17 protein-coding genes and 1 tRNA gene are annotated in these 16,508 nt (G+C 67.5%); 9 read left to right on the top strand and 9 right to left on the bottom strand.

The genetic code is table 11. The features are described from left to right. Positions 1-13: 13 nt before the first annotated feature. On the bottom strand, positions 14-994 hold the full coding sequence (locus IE224_RS10675) for a hypothetical protein (protein ID WP_191310209.1): 981 nt from the start codon (positions 992-994) through the stop codon (positions 14-16). A gap of 127 nt (positions 995-1,121) precedes the next feature. Here IE224_RS10675 and IE224_RS10670 point away from each other — a divergent pair, with 127 nt between their 5' ends. The 5 genes from IE224_RS10670 to preA all read left to right on the top strand — a co-directional run bounded on the left by IE224_RS10670 (position 1,122) and on the right by preA (position 6,197). Further along, positions 1,122-1,457 carry a PepSY domain-containing protein gene (locus tag IE224_RS10670; RefSeq protein ID WP_167621621.1) on the top strand — a complete coding sequence of 112 codons (336 nt, stop codon included), beginning with the start codon at positions 1,122-1,124 and terminating at the stop codon, positions 1,455-1,457. A gap of 10 nt (positions 1,458-1,467) precedes the next feature. After that, complete coding sequence (locus IE224_RS10665) at positions 1,468-2,130, top strand: response regulator transcription factor (protein ID WP_167621620.1); 663 nt, start codon at positions 1,468-1,470, stop codon at positions 2,128-2,130. After that, positions 2,127-3,425 carry a sensor histidine kinase gene (locus tag IE224_RS10660; protein ID WP_191310207.1) on the top strand — a complete coding sequence of 433 codons (1,299 nt, stop codon included), beginning with the start codon at positions 2,127-2,129 and terminating at the stop codon, positions 3,423-3,425. The genes IE224_RS10665 and IE224_RS10660 overlap by 4 nt, the downstream gene beginning before the upstream one ends. 100 nt (positions 3,426-3,525) lie before the next feature. Then, on the top strand, positions 3,526-4,884 hold the full coding sequence (locus IE224_RS10655) for an NAD(P)-dependent oxidoreductase (RefSeq protein ID WP_191310205.1): 1,359 nt from the start codon (positions 3,526-3,528) through the stop codon (positions 4,882-4,884). Positions 4,885-4,895: 11 nt separating this feature from the next. Next, positions 4,896-6,197, top strand: coding sequence for an NAD-dependent dihydropyrimidine dehydrogenase subunit PreA (gene preA, locus IE224_RS10650; protein WP_167621617.1), 1,302 nt, complete (start codon positions 4,896-4,898; stop codon positions 6,195-6,197). Between the two features lie 6 nt (positions 6,198-6,203). Here the strand turns inward: preA and IE224_RS10645 are convergent. From IE224_RS10645 to pdxH, 4 genes are all read right to left on the bottom strand, one after another. Further along, a tRNA-Pro gene (locus IE224_RS10645) sits at positions 6,204-6,280 on the bottom strand. Positions 6,281-6,320: 40 nt separating this feature from the next. Continuing rightward, the gene (locus IE224_RS10640) at positions 6,321-6,821 is read right to left on the bottom strand and encodes a DUF192 domain-containing protein (protein WP_191310203.1); all 501 of its coding nucleotides are present in this window, start codon (positions 6,819-6,821) and stop codon (positions 6,321-6,323) included. Then, complete coding sequence (locus IE224_RS10635) at positions 6,808-7,410, bottom strand: cold-shock protein (RefSeq protein WP_167621615.1); 603 nt, start codon at positions 7,408-7,410, stop codon at positions 6,808-6,810. The genes IE224_RS10640 and IE224_RS10635 overlap by 14 nt, the downstream gene beginning before the upstream one ends. Before the next feature lie 157 nt (positions 7,411-7,567). Next, positions 7,568-8,182, bottom strand: a complete 615-nt coding sequence (gene pdxH, locus IE224_RS10630; RefSeq protein WP_191310201.1) for a pyridoxamine 5'-phosphate oxidase — start codon at positions 8,180-8,182, stop codon at positions 7,568-7,570. A gap of 81 nt (positions 8,183-8,263) precedes the next feature. On the opposite strand from pdxH, the gene fabI reads away from it, so the two are divergent. From fabI to IE224_RS10610, 4 genes are all read left to right on the top strand, one after another. Next, the gene (fabI, locus tag IE224_RS10625) at positions 8,264-9,091 is read left to right on the top strand and encodes an enoyl-ACP reductase FabI (RefSeq protein WP_191310199.1); all 828 of its coding nucleotides are present in this window, start codon (positions 8,264-8,266) and stop codon (positions 9,089-9,091) included. Between the two features lie 10 nt (positions 9,092-9,101). Then, positions 9,102-9,713, top strand: a complete 612-nt coding sequence (locus IE224_RS10620; protein WP_229849333.1) for a LysE family translocator — start codon at positions 9,102-9,104, stop codon at positions 9,711-9,713. A gap of 13 nt (positions 9,714-9,726) precedes the next feature. Beyond that, positions 9,727-10,227: a xanthine phosphoribosyltransferase gene (gene gpt, locus IE224_RS10615; protein WP_167621612.1), complete on the top strand. Its 501-nt coding sequence runs from the start codon at positions 9,727-9,729 to the stop codon at positions 10,225-10,227. A gap of 108 nt (positions 10,228-10,335) precedes the next feature. After that, positions 10,336-11,091, top strand: coding sequence for a PRC-barrel domain-containing protein (locus IE224_RS10610; RefSeq protein ID WP_191310197.1), 756 nt, complete (start codon positions 10,336-10,338; stop codon positions 11,089-11,091). A 57-nt stretch (positions 11,092-11,148) separates the two neighbouring features. Here the strand turns inward: IE224_RS10610 and trpE are convergent, their stop codons facing one another. From trpE to IE224_RS10590, 4 genes are all read right to left on the bottom strand, one after another. Next, positions 11,149-12,651: an anthranilate synthase component I gene (gene trpE, locus IE224_RS10605; protein ID WP_191310196.1), complete on the bottom strand. Its 1,503-nt coding sequence runs from the start codon at positions 12,649-12,651 to the stop codon at positions 11,149-11,151. After that, positions 12,651-14,504, bottom strand: a complete 1,854-nt coding sequence (locus IE224_RS10600) for a peptidylprolyl isomerase (RefSeq protein WP_229849332.1) — start codon at positions 14,502-14,504, stop codon at positions 12,651-12,653. Before IE224_RS10600 ends, trpE begins: the two co-directional genes overlap by 1 nt. A gap of 67 nt (positions 14,505-14,571) precedes the next feature. Continuing rightward, positions 14,572-15,756: an aminotransferase gene (locus tag IE224_RS10595; protein WP_268246540.1), complete on the bottom strand. Its 1,185-nt coding sequence runs from the start codon at positions 15,754-15,756 to the stop codon at positions 14,572-14,574. Continuing rightward, complete coding sequence (locus IE224_RS10590; protein ID WP_191310194.1) at positions 15,749-16,483, bottom strand: hypothetical protein; 735 nt, start codon at positions 16,481-16,483, stop codon at positions 15,749-15,751. The genes IE224_RS10595 and IE224_RS10590 overlap by 8 nt, the downstream gene beginning before the upstream one ends. Positions 16,484-16,508 lie beyond the last annotated feature (25 nt).

The raw sequence follows: 16,508 nt of genomic DNA, 5'->3' as shown, positions 1-16,508 counted from the left end.
CGTTGCCATGCAGTTACCGGGCGGTCTCGCGAACCACCTCTCCCTGGGGGTCGAACTCAAGCGTCACCGCCTCGCCCTGGGGATTGGTGGCTTCCAGCATCAGGCGGGGTCCGTCGGCGCGCAGGAAGCCGAAATTGCCGTAGCCGGCCTGCGTCAGGCGCTGATTAAGCGCGACTGCGTCGAAATCGGCCGGGACGGGCGCCGGCCCGCGCGCGTCGCCCGCTGGGCCCTGGGCCCGCGGGCCACCCATCGGTCGCTCGACCGGACCGTCGGCGCGTCCGGCATGGTCCCTGTGACCGTGGTCGCGATGAGGCGGGCCACGGCGGTCGCCACGCGGGCCGTCCTCGCTGCCGAAGCGCAGAACGCGTCCATCGGCGTCGAACTCGGCGCGCATGTCACGGCCATTGGCATCCTCGCCCTCGACCTTGACGCGGCCATTGCGGTTCTCGATCTCGTCGATGCGGTCGAACTGGCCGATCACCTCGTTGTTACGCACGGCCTGGGGCAGCAGCGCGTTGACAAGGTCGGCGGGCACGGCGGCGTCATCGACCTCGACGCCGATCAGGGCGTTCTGGCGGTCGAACTTGACCTCGATCTCGGCGCCGGTGGGCTGGCGGCCCTTGACCTCCAGATGCTCGGGGCGCTGCTTGACCTCGGTGATCGATCCGAACAGCGACATGACCTGGTTTCCTTTCACGGCCGCGGGCACCAGGGCGTCGATCAGGCCTTGCGGCAGGACGCCGTCATCGGCCTCGACCTCGACCAGATTGCCGGCCATGTCCACCTTCGCCTCGATGTCGACGCCATCTGCGGTGCGGCCCTCGATCTCGCGCATTCCGTCGCGCTTGGTCTCGATCTCGAGGTTGTTCAGGTTCAGCCCCGCGATCGGCGCGGGCAGTTCGGCCGGCGCGGCGGTCTGGGCCAGCGCGCCTGTGCCGATGCCCGCAACAAGCGCCAGCACGGCGGCCGAAGTTGAAAATCTGCAAATGGCCATAATCGTTCCTTTCTATTTCCCGGGCGGCAACCCGCCCCGACGAATCACGTTCTATCGAAACCACACCGAACGAATGGCCAATGGTCCGTTTGGTTTCCATTTGGCTTTCGCCCGCTATGCTGCTGCCATGATCCTGCTTCGCGCCCTTGCCCTTGCCTGCCTGACCTGCGCCCCCGCGCAGGCCCAGGATGTCGCGCCCGAGATGATCGAGCAATTCCGCCCCCTGCCCCTGCACGAGGTCGCGGCGGCCGTGTCGGACCGCTATGCCGGGCGGCTGCTGGCGGCCGACACCCGCGCGCCCCATCCGCATGAACGGGATCTGGGGGCCGAACTGGTTTATCAGTTCCGGCTGATGACCCCGCAGCAGAACCTTCTGGACATCCGCATAGACGCGCGCACGGGACGGTTCCTGTCGGTGTCCGGCCGGGGCCAGCTTGCCGCCCGCCAGGCGGCGCAGCAGTAGGAAGGACACCATGCGCGCCCTGATTGTCGAGGATGATCCCGTCCTGTCCGCTCAACTGGCCGCCGCCATGCAGGATGCAGGCTTTGTCAGCGACTGCGCGGCGGATGGCAGGCAGGGCGAGTTCCTGGGTTCGACGGAATCCTATGACGTGGTGATCCTGGACCTGGGCCTGCCGGGCATGGCGGGGATCGAGGTTCTGACCCGCTGGCGCGATACGGGGGTGACGACGCCCGTCCTGATCCTGACCGCGCGCGGCGACTGGACCGACAAGGTGGCGGGCTTCCGCGCGGGTGCCGACGACTATGCCGTCAAGCCTTTCCGCCTGGACGAGGTGGTGTTGCGCTGCCAGACCCTCATCCGCCGCGCCGCCGGCCATGCGCGCCCCGTGATCCGCGCAGGCGTCCTGTCCCTGGACAGCCAGCTTGGCGTCATCACCCGCGACGGCCTGGCGCTGAAGCTGACCGCGTTCGAGCAGCGCATTCTGGCATATCTGATCCATCACCAGAACCGGATCGTCAGCCGCACGGAACTGTCGGACCACCTCTATGACACCGACACCGACCGCGACTTCAAGTCAATCGAGGTGGTGATCGGCCGGCTGCGCCGGAAGGTTGGAGAGGGCGTGATCGAGACCCGCCGGGGCGAGGGTTACCTGCTGCGGGCAGCGGGATGACCGGCTCGATTCGCGGGCGGCTGCTGCTGCTGGCGGCAGTCTGGCTGGGCGCTGCCCTGCTGGCGGCCTTTCTGTTCATCTCGTCTCTGCTGGAAGATTTCGTAACGGACCGCTTCGATGCCGAGGCGGCGGCGATCGCGGACGGGCTGATCGCCTCGGTCGAGACCGATGATGGCGGCCGGATCGAACTGGACGACGCCCCGACGGATCCTCGTTTCGGCCTGCCCTTCAGCGGATGGTATTGGCAGGTCGAGGCGGGTGACAGCGTGATTGCCCGGTCGGCATCGCTGCTGGACGGGTCGCTGCAGGGGCCGGTCGGCAATATCACGGGCGGGCGCGGGGTGGGCGCGGACGGTGCGGCCCTGCGCGTGTTGCGCCGTCAGGCCACCCTGCCCGACAGCGATTCGCGGGTTGCGGTCACCGTCACCGCGCCGCGTGGCCAGATCGACGACAGCCTGCGCCAGATCAGCCGCCCGCTGGGCCTTGCCCTGGCGGTGCTGGGGATCGTGCTTGCGGGGGCCAGCGTGGTGCAGGTGACGGCGGGCCTTGGCAGCCTCGACCGGCTGTGCCGCGATCTGGCCCGGGTGCGGGCGGGAACCAGGGACCGCCTGGCCCGGCCCGATGTCAGCGAACTGCGCCCCCTGACGGCCGAGATCAACGCAGCCCTTGACCAGAACGCCGATCTTCTGGCCCGATCCCGCCAGCATCTTGGCAACCTTGCCCATTCGCTGAAGACGCCCCTGGCGGCGCTGGCGAACGAATTGCCCCCCCACCATCACGGCCAGACCCTGATCACCCGCATGGACCGGCTGATCGGCTGGCACCTGCGCCGCGCACGATCCGCCGGACCCCGCGTGCTGGGCCAGCGGACGCTGGTGCGCCCGGTCATCGACGACATCCTGATGGTGCTGCGATGGCCCTTGCGGGATAAGGGCATGGAGGCCAGCATCGACTGCCCACCCGACGCAGGCTTCGCGGGCGAGCGGCAGGATCTTGAGGAGATGATCGGCAACCTGTCCGACAATGCCGTCAAATGGGGCCACAGCAGGCTGGCGATCCGCGTGACCCAGACCGACCGCCTGATCATCCGCATCGAGGATGACGGCCCGGGCATGGCCGAAACCGACGCCCCCCGCGCGCTGATCCGGGGCGGGCGCCTGGACGAACACGGAGCCTCGGGGTCGGGGCTGGGGCTTGCCATCGTCGCCGATCTTGCCGCCCTGCATGGGGGCGAATTGCGGCTGGAACGGTCTGCCTTGGGCGGTCTTGCCGCGATCCTGGACCTGCCTGCCTGAAAGTTCCGCAAAGGCCTGCGTCCCAACTTTTACCATTTGATAAAAAAACGGACCTGTGCCAGCCTGATTCTTACCAACAGGAGAGAGCCAGGAGACGCAAATGTCCCAAGCCAGGCTGGTGGCCGGAGTTGTTCCCGGTCGCCTCACCCCGCATGAACTGGCGGCCAACTTCGCCGATGTCGCGCCGCCCCTGACCCGGCACGAGGCGCGCGTCGCGGCCGACCGCTGCTACTTCTGCCACGATGCGCCCTGCATCACCGCCTGCCCGACCAGCATCGACATCCCGCTGTTCATCCGCCAGATCGCGACGGGCACGCCCGACGCGGCGGCGATGACGATCTTTCACGCCAATATCCTGGGCGGCATGTGCGCCCGGGTCTGCCCTACGGAAAACCTGTGCGAAGGCGCCTGCGTGCGCATGGATGCCGAGGGCGACCCGGTCGAGATCGGCGCGTTGCAGCGATACGCGACCGACGGGCTGATGGCGCAGGAAGGCCATCCCTTCCGCCGCGCAGCCCCCACGGGCAAGCGCATCGCGGTTGTCGGCGCGGGTCCCGCCGGCCTTGCTTGCGCGCACAGACTTGCCGCCAAGGGCCATGACGTCACGATCTTCGAGGCGCGGCCCAAGCCTGGCGGGCTGAACGAATACGGCATCGCCAGCTACAAGGCCGTCGGCGGCTTTGCCCAGGCCGAGGTGGACTGGATCCTGGGCATCGGCGGGATCGAACTGCGCCACGACCAGCGTCTGGGGCAGGAAATCACGCTGGAGATGCTGCGGGCAGAGTATGACGCGGTCTTCCTGGGCATGGGCCTGGGCGGAGTGAACGCCCTGCGGGCCGAGGGCGAGGAACGCCGCAACGTTCTGGACGCGGTCAGCTTCATCCGCGACCTGCGCCAGGCAGCCGACCTGACCACCCTGCCCATCGGCCGCGACGTGGTGGTGATCGGCGGCGGCATGACGGCGGTGGACGCCGCCGTGCAGGCCCGTCTGCTGGGGGCGGAAAACGTCACCATCGTCTATCGCCGCGACCAGTCGCAGATGGGCGCCAGCCGCCATGAACAGGACCACGCCACCGCCAGCGGCGTCCGCATCATCTGCAACGCCGCGCCGGTCAAGGTCCACGGCAACGGCTCGGTGGTCGAGGTCGAGTTTGCCTATACCGCCGTCGATCCCGATGGCGGGCTGCACCTGACCGACGAGCGCTTCCGCCTGAAGGCCGACCAGTTGTTCCGCGCCATTGGCCAACGGCTGGACGGCGTGCCGCAGGACCTGGCACTGGACGGCGGCAAGATAGGCGTCGCAGGCCCCGGCCGCACCAGCATCCCCGGCGTCTGGGCCGGCGGCGACTGCGCGGCAGGCGGCGACGACCTGACCGTCACCGCCGTGGCCCAGGGCCGCGACGCCGCCGAAGACATCGACGCCCACCTGACCGGACGCCCGGTCGAGATTCCCGGCTGAGGAGATCCATCATGGCCGACCTGCGCAGCAATTTTATCGGAATCAAGTCGCCCAACCCGTTCTGGCTGGCCTCTGCCCCGCCCACCGACAAGGAATACAACGTCCGCCGCGCCTTCCAGGCCGGCTGGGGCGGCGTGGTGTGGAAGACCCTGGGTGCCGAAGGCCCGCCCGTCGTCAACGTGAACGGTCCCCGGTATGGCGTGATCCACGGTCCTGACCGCCGGGTCCTGGGGATCAACAACATCGAACTGATCACCGACCGCCCGCTGGAGGTGAACCTGCGAGAGATCAAGTCGGTCAAGCGCGACTATCCCGACCGCGCCCTGGTGATTTCGCTGATGGTGCCCTGCGACGAGCAATCCTGGCGCGACATCCTGGCCCGGATCGAGGATACCGGGGCCGACGGCGTGGAACTGAACTTCGGCTGCCCGCACGGGATGTCCGAACGCGGCATGGGCAGCGCCGTGGGCCAGGTGCCCGAATACATCGAGATGGTGACGCGGTGGGTCAAGCAATACTCGCGCATGCCCTGCATCGTGAAGCTGACGCCCAACATCACCGATGTCCGCAAACCGGCCGAGGCCGCGATGCGCGGCGGCGCCGATGCCGTCAGCCTGATCAACACCATCAACAGCATCACAAGTGTCGATCTGGACCTGTTCGCCCCCGAACCCACCATCGACGGCAAGGGCGCGCATGGCGGTTACTGCGGGCCCGCCGTCAAGCCCATCGCCCTGAACATGGTGGCCGAGATCGCGCGCAACCCCGCCACATACGGCTTGCCCATCAGCGGCATCGGCGGGGTGACGACCTGGCGCGACGCGGCCGAATTCATGGCCCTTGGCGCGGGCACGGTGCAAGTCTGCACCGCGGCCATGACCTATGGCTTCAAGGTGGTGCAGGAGATGATCTCGGGCCTGCGCGACTATCTGGACAGCCATGACATGGCGATGTCGGATCTGATCGGGCGGGCGGTGCCGAACGTCACCGACTGGAACCAGTTGAACCTGAACTATGTCACCAAAGCCCGGATCGACCAGGACCTGTGCATCAAGTGCGGCCGCTGCTATGCCGCCTGCGAGGATACCAGCCACCAGGCCATCGCCATGAAGCCCGGCCGCGTCTTCGAGGTGATCGAGGAGGAATGCGTCGCGTGCAACCTGTGCCTGGACGTCTGCCCGGTCGAGAACTGCATCGACATGCGCGAACTGGCGGTGGGAGAGATGGACCTGCGCACCGGCATCCGCCGCGGCACCTATGCCAACTGGACCACGCATCCGAACAACCCGATGGCGGTGAAGGCGGCGGAATGAAGGCGGTGGTCGGGGCGAGAAGATTCGAACTTCCGGCCTACGGTACCCAAAACCGTCGCGCTACCAGGCTGCGCTACGCCCCGACGCGATCCGTTTAGCGGATCGCGTCGCCGGTGGAAAGCCCTAGCGGCAGGGCAGTTCGGCCAAATCCTGATCCAGCGCGGGATGCGCCATGGCCTGACCGACGGCCAGCCCGAAATGGCCGGCCTCGCCCCCCGCGATCTCAAGGATCATCCGGCGTTCGGGTGATGGATCTCCGACAGCCGCGCCTGAAATCGGAGTCTCGTCCAGAGGGACGGCGTTGCGGTGGATGTGGCGGATCACCCCGGCTTCGTCCATGAAGATCAGGTCCAGCGGGATGAAGGTGTTGCGCATCCAGAAGCTGACGGCGCGGGGTTCGTCATAGATGAACAGCATCCCGTCGCCCCGTGGCAGGGACTTGCGGAACATCAGTCCCTGGGCGCGTTCGGCCTCGTCATCGGCCAGTTCGACCTGGAACGAGACGGGGCCGCCATCGGTCTGGAAAGTCGCCCGGTCGGGGGCGCAGGCGACATCGGCGGCACCGGGAAACGCCGCCAGGACGGACAGGAGAAAGGCCGCTGGCGCGACCTTATTCGGCCACATGCGCCATGAAGTCCTTGATGTCCTGCACCTGGTCTCCAAGGTGGTCTGCCGCCAGGCTGCTGCCCCCCTGTTCGGTGCCGCGATCCCAGCTGGTCACCTGGGCCGCCATGAGGCCGCGCGGGCCTTCGACGACGCGGATGCCGATCGCCTCGCCGATGGAGAGGTCGGCAAAGCCGGAATGCCGCAGCACCTCGACATGCAGGAAGACATCGTCGGGATGGCCGAAGATGTTGGCGAAGCCAAAGCCCTTGGCCTTGTCGAACCACTTCACGCGGGCGGGACGCAGGGGCAGCGCCTCGAGATGCTCGATCACGCCGTTGTCCAGATCCGCGATGGGCGCCGAGCCGTCCGAAATGGGCGGTTCGATCGACACCACCTCGGTTGCCTGCAGCCCACGCTGGGTCGGCTGCATCCAGACCGTCACGCGCGACTGGTCGGCGACCGAACTGCGTCCGAAATTCCTGAGCACGTTGGCGTGCAGCAAAATGTCCGCGCCGCCTTCCTCGTTCAGGATGAAGCCATAGCCCTTGGTCGGGTCAAACCACTTGACCAGGCCAGATACCAGCTTCAGTCCCTTCTCATCCGTCATCTTTCCACCACATGCGCTCAGCGCGTCTTGTCCTGCCCCGAATTCAACCAAACCAACCGTTCAATTTGTGCCTGCAAGCGGCGGTCGTTCACGGAAGACAAGCGCGAAACCCGCGCCTATCATTCATGGTCAGCCACCAAGGCCCGTTCGTCAAGCCCTAGGGTGACAGCCGCTGTACAATCCACGCACCAGAGGCCTCTTTGTCCCAGCGAAAGCGGTCATGCAACCGGAAAGCGCCGTCAGCCCAGAACTCGATCTGCCTTGGGGTGATTCTGAACCCACCCCAGAAGGGCGGCCTTGGCGGGTTTGTGCCGTGGCGCAGGCCTTGGCGGGCAGCTTCGGCCAGCAGCGCGGCGCGGCTTTCCAGCGGGCGGGACTGCTGCGAGGCCCAAGCCCCGATCCGGCTTTGCAGGGCCCGGCTGTTGTAATAGGCGTCGGCCTGCGGTCCCTCGACCCGCGTGACATCGCCGCGCACGCGGATCTGGCGGCGCAGGGACTTCCAGTGCATCACGAAGGCCGCCTTGCCCGTGGCCGCGATCTGCCGGCCCTTCGCGCTGTCGTAATTGGTGTAGAAGACGAAGCCGCCGCCGGCCCCCTGCCCCTCGATCTCCTTGAGAAGAACCATGCGCGCGTCGGGCAGGCCATCCTCGTCCACCGTTGCAAGGGCGATCGCGTTGGGATCGTTCGGCTCGGTCCGTTCCGCCTCGGACAGCCAGCGTCGCGCGATGTCGAACGGGTCGTCGCCCGCAAACAATCCGTCTCGATCAACCATGGTGCTTTCCTTGCGCTTGATGCTAGCAACCCTTTGGCCTAAGCACCTTTTACAAAGGGTTGAAAGCGCGAGAGGCAGCACATGTCAAGCGAGCAGAAGCAGGGATTGATGGCTGGCAAGCGCGGCCTCATCATGGGTTTGGCGAACGACAAGTCGATCGCCTGGGGCATCGCCCGCGCCGTGGCAAACGAAGGTGCCGAACTTGCCTTCTCGTATCAGGGCGAGGCGCTGAAGAAGCGGGTCGATCCGCTGGCCGCGCAGCTTGGCTCGTCGCTGGTCCTACCCTGCGATGTCAGCGACGAGGCATCCATCGAGAAACTGTTTCAATCGCTTCAACAGGAATGGGGCACTCTGGATTTCGTGGTTCATGCCATCGGCTTTTCAGACAAGGACCAGCTGCGCGGCCGCTATGCCGACACGACGCGCGACAATTTCCTGATGACAATGGACATCTCGGTCTATTCGTTCACGGCGGTGGCGCGGCACGCTTCGGCGATGATGCCGAACGGCGGCAGCCTGCTGACTCTGACCTATTACGGCGCGGAACGGGTGATGCCCCATTACAACGTGATGGGCGTGGCCAAGGCCGCGCTTGAAGCCAGCGTGCGCTATCTGGCCGAGGATCTGGGCAAGGACCGGATCCGCGTCAATGCGATAAGCGCCGGCCCGATCAAGACCCTGGCCGCCAGCGGCATCGGCGATTTCCGCTATATCATGAAGTGGAACGAGTTGAACTCGCCCCTGCGCCGCAACGTCACGACCGAGGATGTGGGCAATTCGGCCCTGTATCTGCTGTCCCATCTTGGCGCAGGCGTCACGGGCGAGACGCATCACGTCGATGCAGGCTATCACGTCGTGGGCATGAAGGCCGTGGACGCGCCTGACATCGCGACGGTGAAGAAGGACTGATCGCCCCGCCATGACGATCACGGCCGATCAGATTGCCCTGTTCGTCGGCACCCTGTCCCTGGCGATCCTGTCGCCCGGACCGGGCGTCATCGCCGTCAGCCAAAGCGCCTTCGCCCTGGGACGCAGGCGCGCCCTGCCCTATGGATGGGGGCTGGCTGTCGGCGCGTCGATCTGGTGCATCTTCGCGCTGCTGGGACTGACCGTCATCTTCCGCGCAATGCCCTGGACTTATGTGGCGCTGAAGATCCTGGGGGGCGCCTATCTGGTCTGGATCGCCTGGAAGATCTGGAAACACGCCCCCGACCCCCTACCCGACCCGGCCGAGAGCAGCCGCGGGATGGGCTTTCTGGCCGGGATGATCCTGAACCTGTCCAATCCCAAACCCGCCTTGTTCTATTCGGCGGTGCTGCTGTCGATCTTTCCCGTGCTGATGACGGCGGGCGACAAGCTGGTGATTTACGCTACGGCAGTTTCCGTCGAACTGGCATTTTATACCGCCCTTGCGTCGCTGATGGCTTTGCCTTGGCTGCGGCGTAGGTATTATGTCGCAAAATTCTGGATCGACCGCGCGGCGGGCCTGGCGATCGGCCTTCTGGGCCTGTCGCTGATCCTGCGCCACTGAAAGAGGGACTGCCATGATCGACCGCCTGCCCCACGAGAAAGGGTTCCACGTCAGCTGGGATCAATTGCACCGCGACGCCCGCGCGCTTGCATGGCGGTTGGACGGGTCGGACTGGCGTGCCGTCGTGGCAGTGACGCGGGGCGGGCTGGTCCCCGCGATGATCGTGGCGCGCGAATTGGACATCCGTACCATCGATTCGATCTCGATCCGGTCCTACAAGGGCGTCGGCGCCGAGGCGGGCCAGGGCCAGCTCGAGGTTCTGAACAGGCCGGACCCTGCCCTGATGGGCGACGGAGAGGGTATCCTGGTGATCGACGACCTGGTCGATTCCGGCCGGACGCTGGAACTGATCCGCGAGATGTATCCGAAGGCCCACTTCGGCACCGTCTATGCCAAGCCCAAGGGCAAGCCGATGGTCCAGACCTATGTCACCGAGGTCAGCCAGGACACCTGGATCTTCTTTCCCTGGGACATGGCGCTGCAATACGTCCAGCCCTATCGCGGCGAGGACTAGGGCCGCAGAGGCCGATTTTAGGCCTGCCGCCGGAACCAGCGGGCCAATCGGGCATTATTTCCTCAATCGCGCATCGCAAGTTATGCGCGGCATATCAGGAGGAAAGACATGCGCAAGTTGATGTTGAGCACCGCCGTCGTCATGCCGTTGATCATGGGTCAGGCCTTCGCGCAGGACGCAGCGACCACGCCTGCCCCCGCCGATCCTGCGACCGACACCACGACCACGATGGGCACCGAAACCGCGCCTGCGGCCGACGCGCCGATGGAAGCCGATGCCGAGGCGGCGGCCGAGGGTGCCGCCGAAGCCGAGGTCGCCGCCAGCGGCAAGGTCGAGCAAGAGCAGGCCGCGAACGAATTGCGGATCGACTGGATCACCGACGCGACCGTCACATCGCCCGACGGCAACTCGATCGGCGAGATCAACGACGTGATCATCGACGGTGACGCCGGGACCGTGAAGGCGGCCGTGATCGGCGTCGGCGGTTTCCTGGGCATCGGCGAAAAGCAGATCGCGGTTCCGTGGGACCAGCTGACGATCAACTATGACGCCCAGCAGATCACCAGCGACCTGACCCAGGAAGAGGCCGAGGCTGCACCGGAATATGTGTTCCGTGACCAGGAAGCGGCCCCCGATGCGGCCGGCGGTGATGCGGCTGGCGGCGGCATGGCCACCGACAGCACCACGATGACCACCACGCCGGACGCTGCGGCCACCACGACCGACCCGGCGATGACCGGGACCACCGCGACCGAGCCGATGGCGCCAAGCGCCGCACCCGCCGATGGCGCGGCAATGCCTGCCGATGGCACGATGCCGGCCGATGGGGCCGCCACCGAAGGCACCGCCCCGGCGACCAACTGATCCCCCTGTCGCACCACGACATGATCGGCCCCCTTTCGGGGGCCGTTTCATCTTGGGTCAGTTGCCGCGCACGAAGCGGGCCGCACCTTCGGCCGCGCGCTGAAGGGCGCGGCTTTTGTTCACGGTTTCGGTGAACTCTGATTCCGGGTCGCTGTCATAGACCACCCCGCCCCCCGCCTGGATATACAGCCCACCGTCCTTCAGCACGCCCGTGCGCAGCGCGATGCACATGTCCATCTCGCCATTGGCGGCGAAATATCCGACCGCACCGCCATAGACGCCGCGCTTTTCCGGCTCCAGTTCGTCGATGATCTCCATCGCGCGGACCTTTGGGGCGCCGGACACGGTGCCCGCAGGCAGGCCTGCCAGCAGCGCGGACAGCGCATCCTCGTCCTCGCGCAACTCGCCCACCACGTTCGACACGATATGCATGACATGGCTGTATCGTTCGATGACGAACTGTTCCGTGGGCTTCACCGTGCCGGGCTTCGCCACCCGGCCCACGTCGTTCCGGCCCAGGTCCAGCAGCATCAGGTGTTCGGCCAGCTCCTTCTGGTCGCCCAGCAGATCGGCCTCGAGCGCGCGATCCTCGGCCTCGTCCGCGCCGCGCGGGCGGGTGCCGGCGATGGGGCGGATCGTCACTTCTCCGTCGCGCAGGCGCACCAGGATCTCGGGGCTGGCACCGACGATCTGGAAGCCGCCCAGGTTCAGGAAGAACATGAAGGGCGACGGATTGGTCCGGCGCAGGCTGCGGTAAAGCGCAAGCGGCGGCAGCGGGAAATCCATCCGCCAGCGTTGACTGGGGACCACCTGGAAGATGTCGCCCGCGCGGATGTAGTCCTTGGCCTTCTCCACCGCCGCCAGATAATCGGGCTTGGAGAAGTTCGAAACCGGCTCTCCGATCCGGGCGTCGTGACCCAGGGCGCGCGGTTCGGACGGCTGGCGGTCCAGCGACCGCAGCGCGTCCATCACGCGTTCCGCAGCCTGTGCATAGGCTGCGCGGGCATTGTCCGATCCGTCGTGCCAGGCGGGGGCGCACAGCGTCACCTCTCCCTTCACGCCGTCCAGCACCGCCACGACCGAGGGCCGCATCAGCATCGCGTCGGGCAGGTCCAGCGGGTCGGGGTTCACGTCCGGCAGGTGTTCGACCAGCCGGATCATGTCATAGCCCAGGTATCCGAACAGGCCCGCCGCGACCGGGGGCACGCCATCGGGCATGGTCTCGATCCGGCTTTCGGCAATCAGCGCCCGCAGGCTGTCAAGCGCAGGCCGGTCGTCGGGCTGGAAGTCGTCCGAAAAGCGCGCATGGCGATTGATGCGGGCCTTGCCGTTGCGGCAGTCCCAGATCAGGTCGGGCTTCATGCCGACGATGGAGTACCGGCCCCGCACCTCGCCGCCCGTGACCGATTCCAGCATAAAGGACATGGGCGCCGCCTCGGCCAGCTTCAGCATCAGGCTGACCGGCGTGTCCAGGTCCGCGGCCAGCCGGATGGTGACAAGCTGGTTCTGACCTGCGTTCCACGCCGCCTCGAAGGCGGCAAAGTCGGGTGTCAGTTCCATCACTGGACCTGTGCGTTGATGGCGTTGATCGCGGACTGGTCCAGGCTGATCCCCGCCTCGCGCTGCACGGCGCGGGCGTAATAGTCGAAGAGGTCGGACTGCAGCGACTGCTCCAGCCGGTCGCCCACCGCGTCGGTGATGCGCTGCGCATCCTCGCCTGCCAGGTCGGCCTGATCCACCGAGTCAAGGCGCAGCAGGATCACCCTGTTATCGGCATCCACGATCTCGATCTCGCCGGGTTCGGCCATGGCGAAGGCGCGGGCGACAGCGTCCGCCGGGGCATTCTCGATCCAGCCGTCGCGGGTGATATCCTTCACCTCGGTCCATTCCGGCGCGGGCTGGCCCTCGGCGGCCTCGGTGGTGAGGCGCTGTTCGGCGGCAAGGGCCAGAAGCTGGCGATGCGTTTCGGCACGGCGCCAATCGGCCTCGACTTCGTCGCGGACCTCCTCGAAGGGGCGCAGCGTCGGGGGCACGATCTCGTCCAGCCGCAGGGCGAAGACGCCGCCGTCATCCAGGCTGGCCAGTTCCGGAAAATCGGCTTCCGTGGCCTCGGCTGCGCGGTCGCGGAACGCTTGGTAGCCGGCGATGCTGCCTTCCTCGGGCGTGGCGCCTGCGGACCATTCGATGGTGCCAAGCTGCAACTCGGTTTCCTCGGCCACCTGTTCCAGCGTGGCCCCGCCTGCCAGCAGATCCTCGTATTCGGCCATGCGGTCCTCGATGGTGCGGGCCGCACGGTCCAGGGCGGCTTCGGCCCGCAGATCCTGCTGGGCTTCCTCGAAGGGGATGTTCACAGGATCCAGAATGGCGTGGACCGAGAAGAGCGCGGGTCCAAGATCGGTCTGCAGGGGGCCGACGACGCCCGGCTGTTCAAGCCCGAACACGGCCTCGCCCGCCGCGCCCAGGTCGGCCTGGGCGACCTCGCCCAGTTCGGCGTCCTCGGGCTGAAGCCCGCGCTGGATGACAAAGGATTCAAAGGGCGCGGTCCCGGCGTCGATCTGCGCCTTCGCGGCCTCGGCTTCCTCGGCAGAGGGGAAGACGAGGCGGCTGACCAGGCGACGCTCGGGCCGCTGGTATTCGTCGATGTTGGCGTCATAGGCGGCGCGCAGGGCGGCCTCGTCCAGTTGAACCTCGGGGGCCAGGATTTCCGGGGTCAGCCAGACATAGGTGATCTTGCGCAATTCCGGCGCGGTGAAGCGGTCGGCATTGGCGCTGTGCCAGGCCTTCAGCGTCTCCTCGTCCGGTTCGGCAACGGGCGCGGGCAGCATGTCGGCAGTCAGTTCGCGCCAGGACACGTCGCGGCGTTCAAGGATCCACTTCGCCGTGGTCTCGACAGCCGCTTCGGGGGCGCTGACGCCGCCCGCCACGGCCCGCTGGATCAGAAGGCGGGCTTCGTCGGTGCGGACCTCGCGCTCGAACTCGGCCTCGGACAGGTTCTCGCGGCGCAGCACCTCGGCATAGGCGGCGCGGTCGAAGCTGCCGGTCGGGCCGCGGAAGGCAGGCGCCTCCAGGATGGTCTGGCGCACCTTCTCGTCGCCGACGGCCACGCCGATGCGGCGGGCCTGTTCCTCAAGCGCGGCGGCGGTCACCAACTGCGACTGCACGGCCTGCGGCAGGCCCATCGCCTGGGCCTGCGCCATGCTCATCGGCTGGCCGGTCTGCTGCTGATAGGCGTTCATCTGGTTGCGAAGCGCGCGGGCATAGTCGTCGGCGGTGATCGTCGTGTCGCCCACCGACCCGATCGAGGTCGAGCCGCCCGAAAAGCTGGTCACGCCGAAGCCGCCCAGGCCCAGGACCATCAGGCCCATCAGCACCCAGACGATCGTCGATTTTCCATGTGTCCGCAGGTTCTTCATGGCCCGGTGCTTCCCCTTCTCGTGTCGGCCTTGTCTTTAGGACGCGCGCGGCCTTGCCACAAGCCTGTCAACCCGAAAGCGCTGCCAGCCTCTCGGCCAGTTGAGCGATCCGTGGGGCGTCGACATTGGCAAAGGCGATGCGCAGGTGGCGCGCGCCGTCGGGATCGTCAGGCGGCATGAACATGGTGCCGGGCAGCGCCAGCACGCCGATATCCGCAACCATCCGCCGCGCCAGGCTGGCCGAGGATTCGGCCAGCGGATGCTGCACCCAGGCGAAATAGGCGCCCGCGCTTTTCACCCGCCAGCCCGGCAGGCCCGACAGCGCCGCCACCGTCGCGTCGCGCCGGGCCAGCACCTCGGCCCGTTCGCCTGCCAGCCAGTCGCGCAAATTGCCCATTCCCCACAGCGCGCCGATCTGGCCCAGCTGGGACGGGCAGATCGCCACGGTGTCCAGGAACTTCTCGACCTGCGCCATCCGCGCGGTCGAGGCGATCAGCGCCCCCACCCGATGCCCGGTCAGCCGATAGGCCTTGGAGAAGCTGTAAAGCTGGATCACCGTGCGGTCCCAGTCGGGCCGCGCCAGCAGGTCGTGCGGCGCCCCTGCCCGGCTGTCGAAATCGCGATAGGTTTCGTCCAGGATCAGCGCGATGCCGCGTTCCTGCGCCAGGTCGAAGAAGCGGCCCACAAGGCCGGCTGGGTATTCCGCGCCCGAGGGGTTGTTGGGCGTCACCAGCACGATCGCCCGCGTCCGGGGGCCGATCAGGGCGGCCGCACGGTCCGGATCGGGCAGCAGCCCCTCGCCGCAGGGCAAGGGCACCGCCGCGATGCCTTGCATGTCCAGCCACATCTTGTGGTTGAAATACCAGGGCGTGGGCAGGATGACCTGATCCCCGGCCCGCGCCAGCGTCGTGATCGTTGCGCAGAAGGCCTGGTTGCAGCCCTGGGTGATGGCCACCTGCCCCGGATCGACTGTTCCGCCATAGCTGCGGGAAAACTCGGCCGCCACTGCCGCGCGAAGGTCGGGATTGCCCAGCACCGGGCCATAAAGATGCGCTTCCGGCCGGTCCATCGCCGCATCGGCCATTGCCCGGCGCAGGGCGACGGGAGGAGGCTCGACCGGGGCGGCCTGGCTGACATTGATCAGCGGGCGATCCGCCGGAAAGGTCACGCCCGCCAGCCAGCGGCGCGCCTCCATCACCGGGGGCGCAAAGGTCGCCGCAAGGGCGGGGTTCAGGGTCAGGCCTTCAGTCACGCGACAGTCCTTGCAAATCCGACAGGTCGGGGGGCAGCGAAAGATCCAGCACCGGCGCGGGCAGGCCCGGCGCGGAAGGGGTGCCGGGCAGATCCAGCGGCATCAACGGCACGGCGTCCGGGCCTTCCGCGGCGGCGCGACCCGGCAGCAGGGGAAGGCCGGGGCGGGCCAGCGTCGCGGGACGGTCAAGCTGCGGCGCATCCTCGCCCGCGATCGGGGCCCCTTGGACCGGGCCGTCCTGATCGCCGGCTGGCTGCGGGCGCGGATCGGGCATGGTGATCGCCACCGGCGCGGGTTCCGAGGTGGGGGCCATGACCGCAGGCGCCTCGGCCACGGCCGGGCGATCCGAGGCAAGCGACGCGGGCAGGCTGGGCGCAAGATCGCCGCCGCGCCCGAACTCGGACCCCACGGGCAGATCGACCGCACCGGCGACAGGGGCATCGGCGGGCGGGGGGTCGGCCACCGGCACATCGGCTTGCGGTGTCCCGGCGGGCGGGGGCGCCGCAACCGCTTCCTCTGCTTCACCGGACTGCGGCACAGGGCTGTCCTCTGGGACCTCGGCAGTCGCGGGGGTGTCGGGGGCGACTGGCAGAACAGTGGCCTGCGCGGGCTGCGCCCCTGCCTCGGCATCCGGCTGCGGCAGGGGCACGGCCAGCAACAGGGCCGCAAGGGCGGTGACGCCGACCAGCCCGCCATGCAGAAAACCCGTCCAGAAACCGCGTGCCATCTGTCCCTTCTTGCCCGTGCCGGTC

It is taken from the genome of Paracoccus aerius (assembly GCF_014656455.1).
In the GTDB taxonomy this organism is placed as follows: domain Bacteria; phylum Pseudomonadota; class Alphaproteobacteria; order Rhodobacterales; family Rhodobacteraceae; genus Paracoccus; species Paracoccus aerius.
This window is presented reverse-complemented; position numbering and strand designations above follow the sequence as displayed.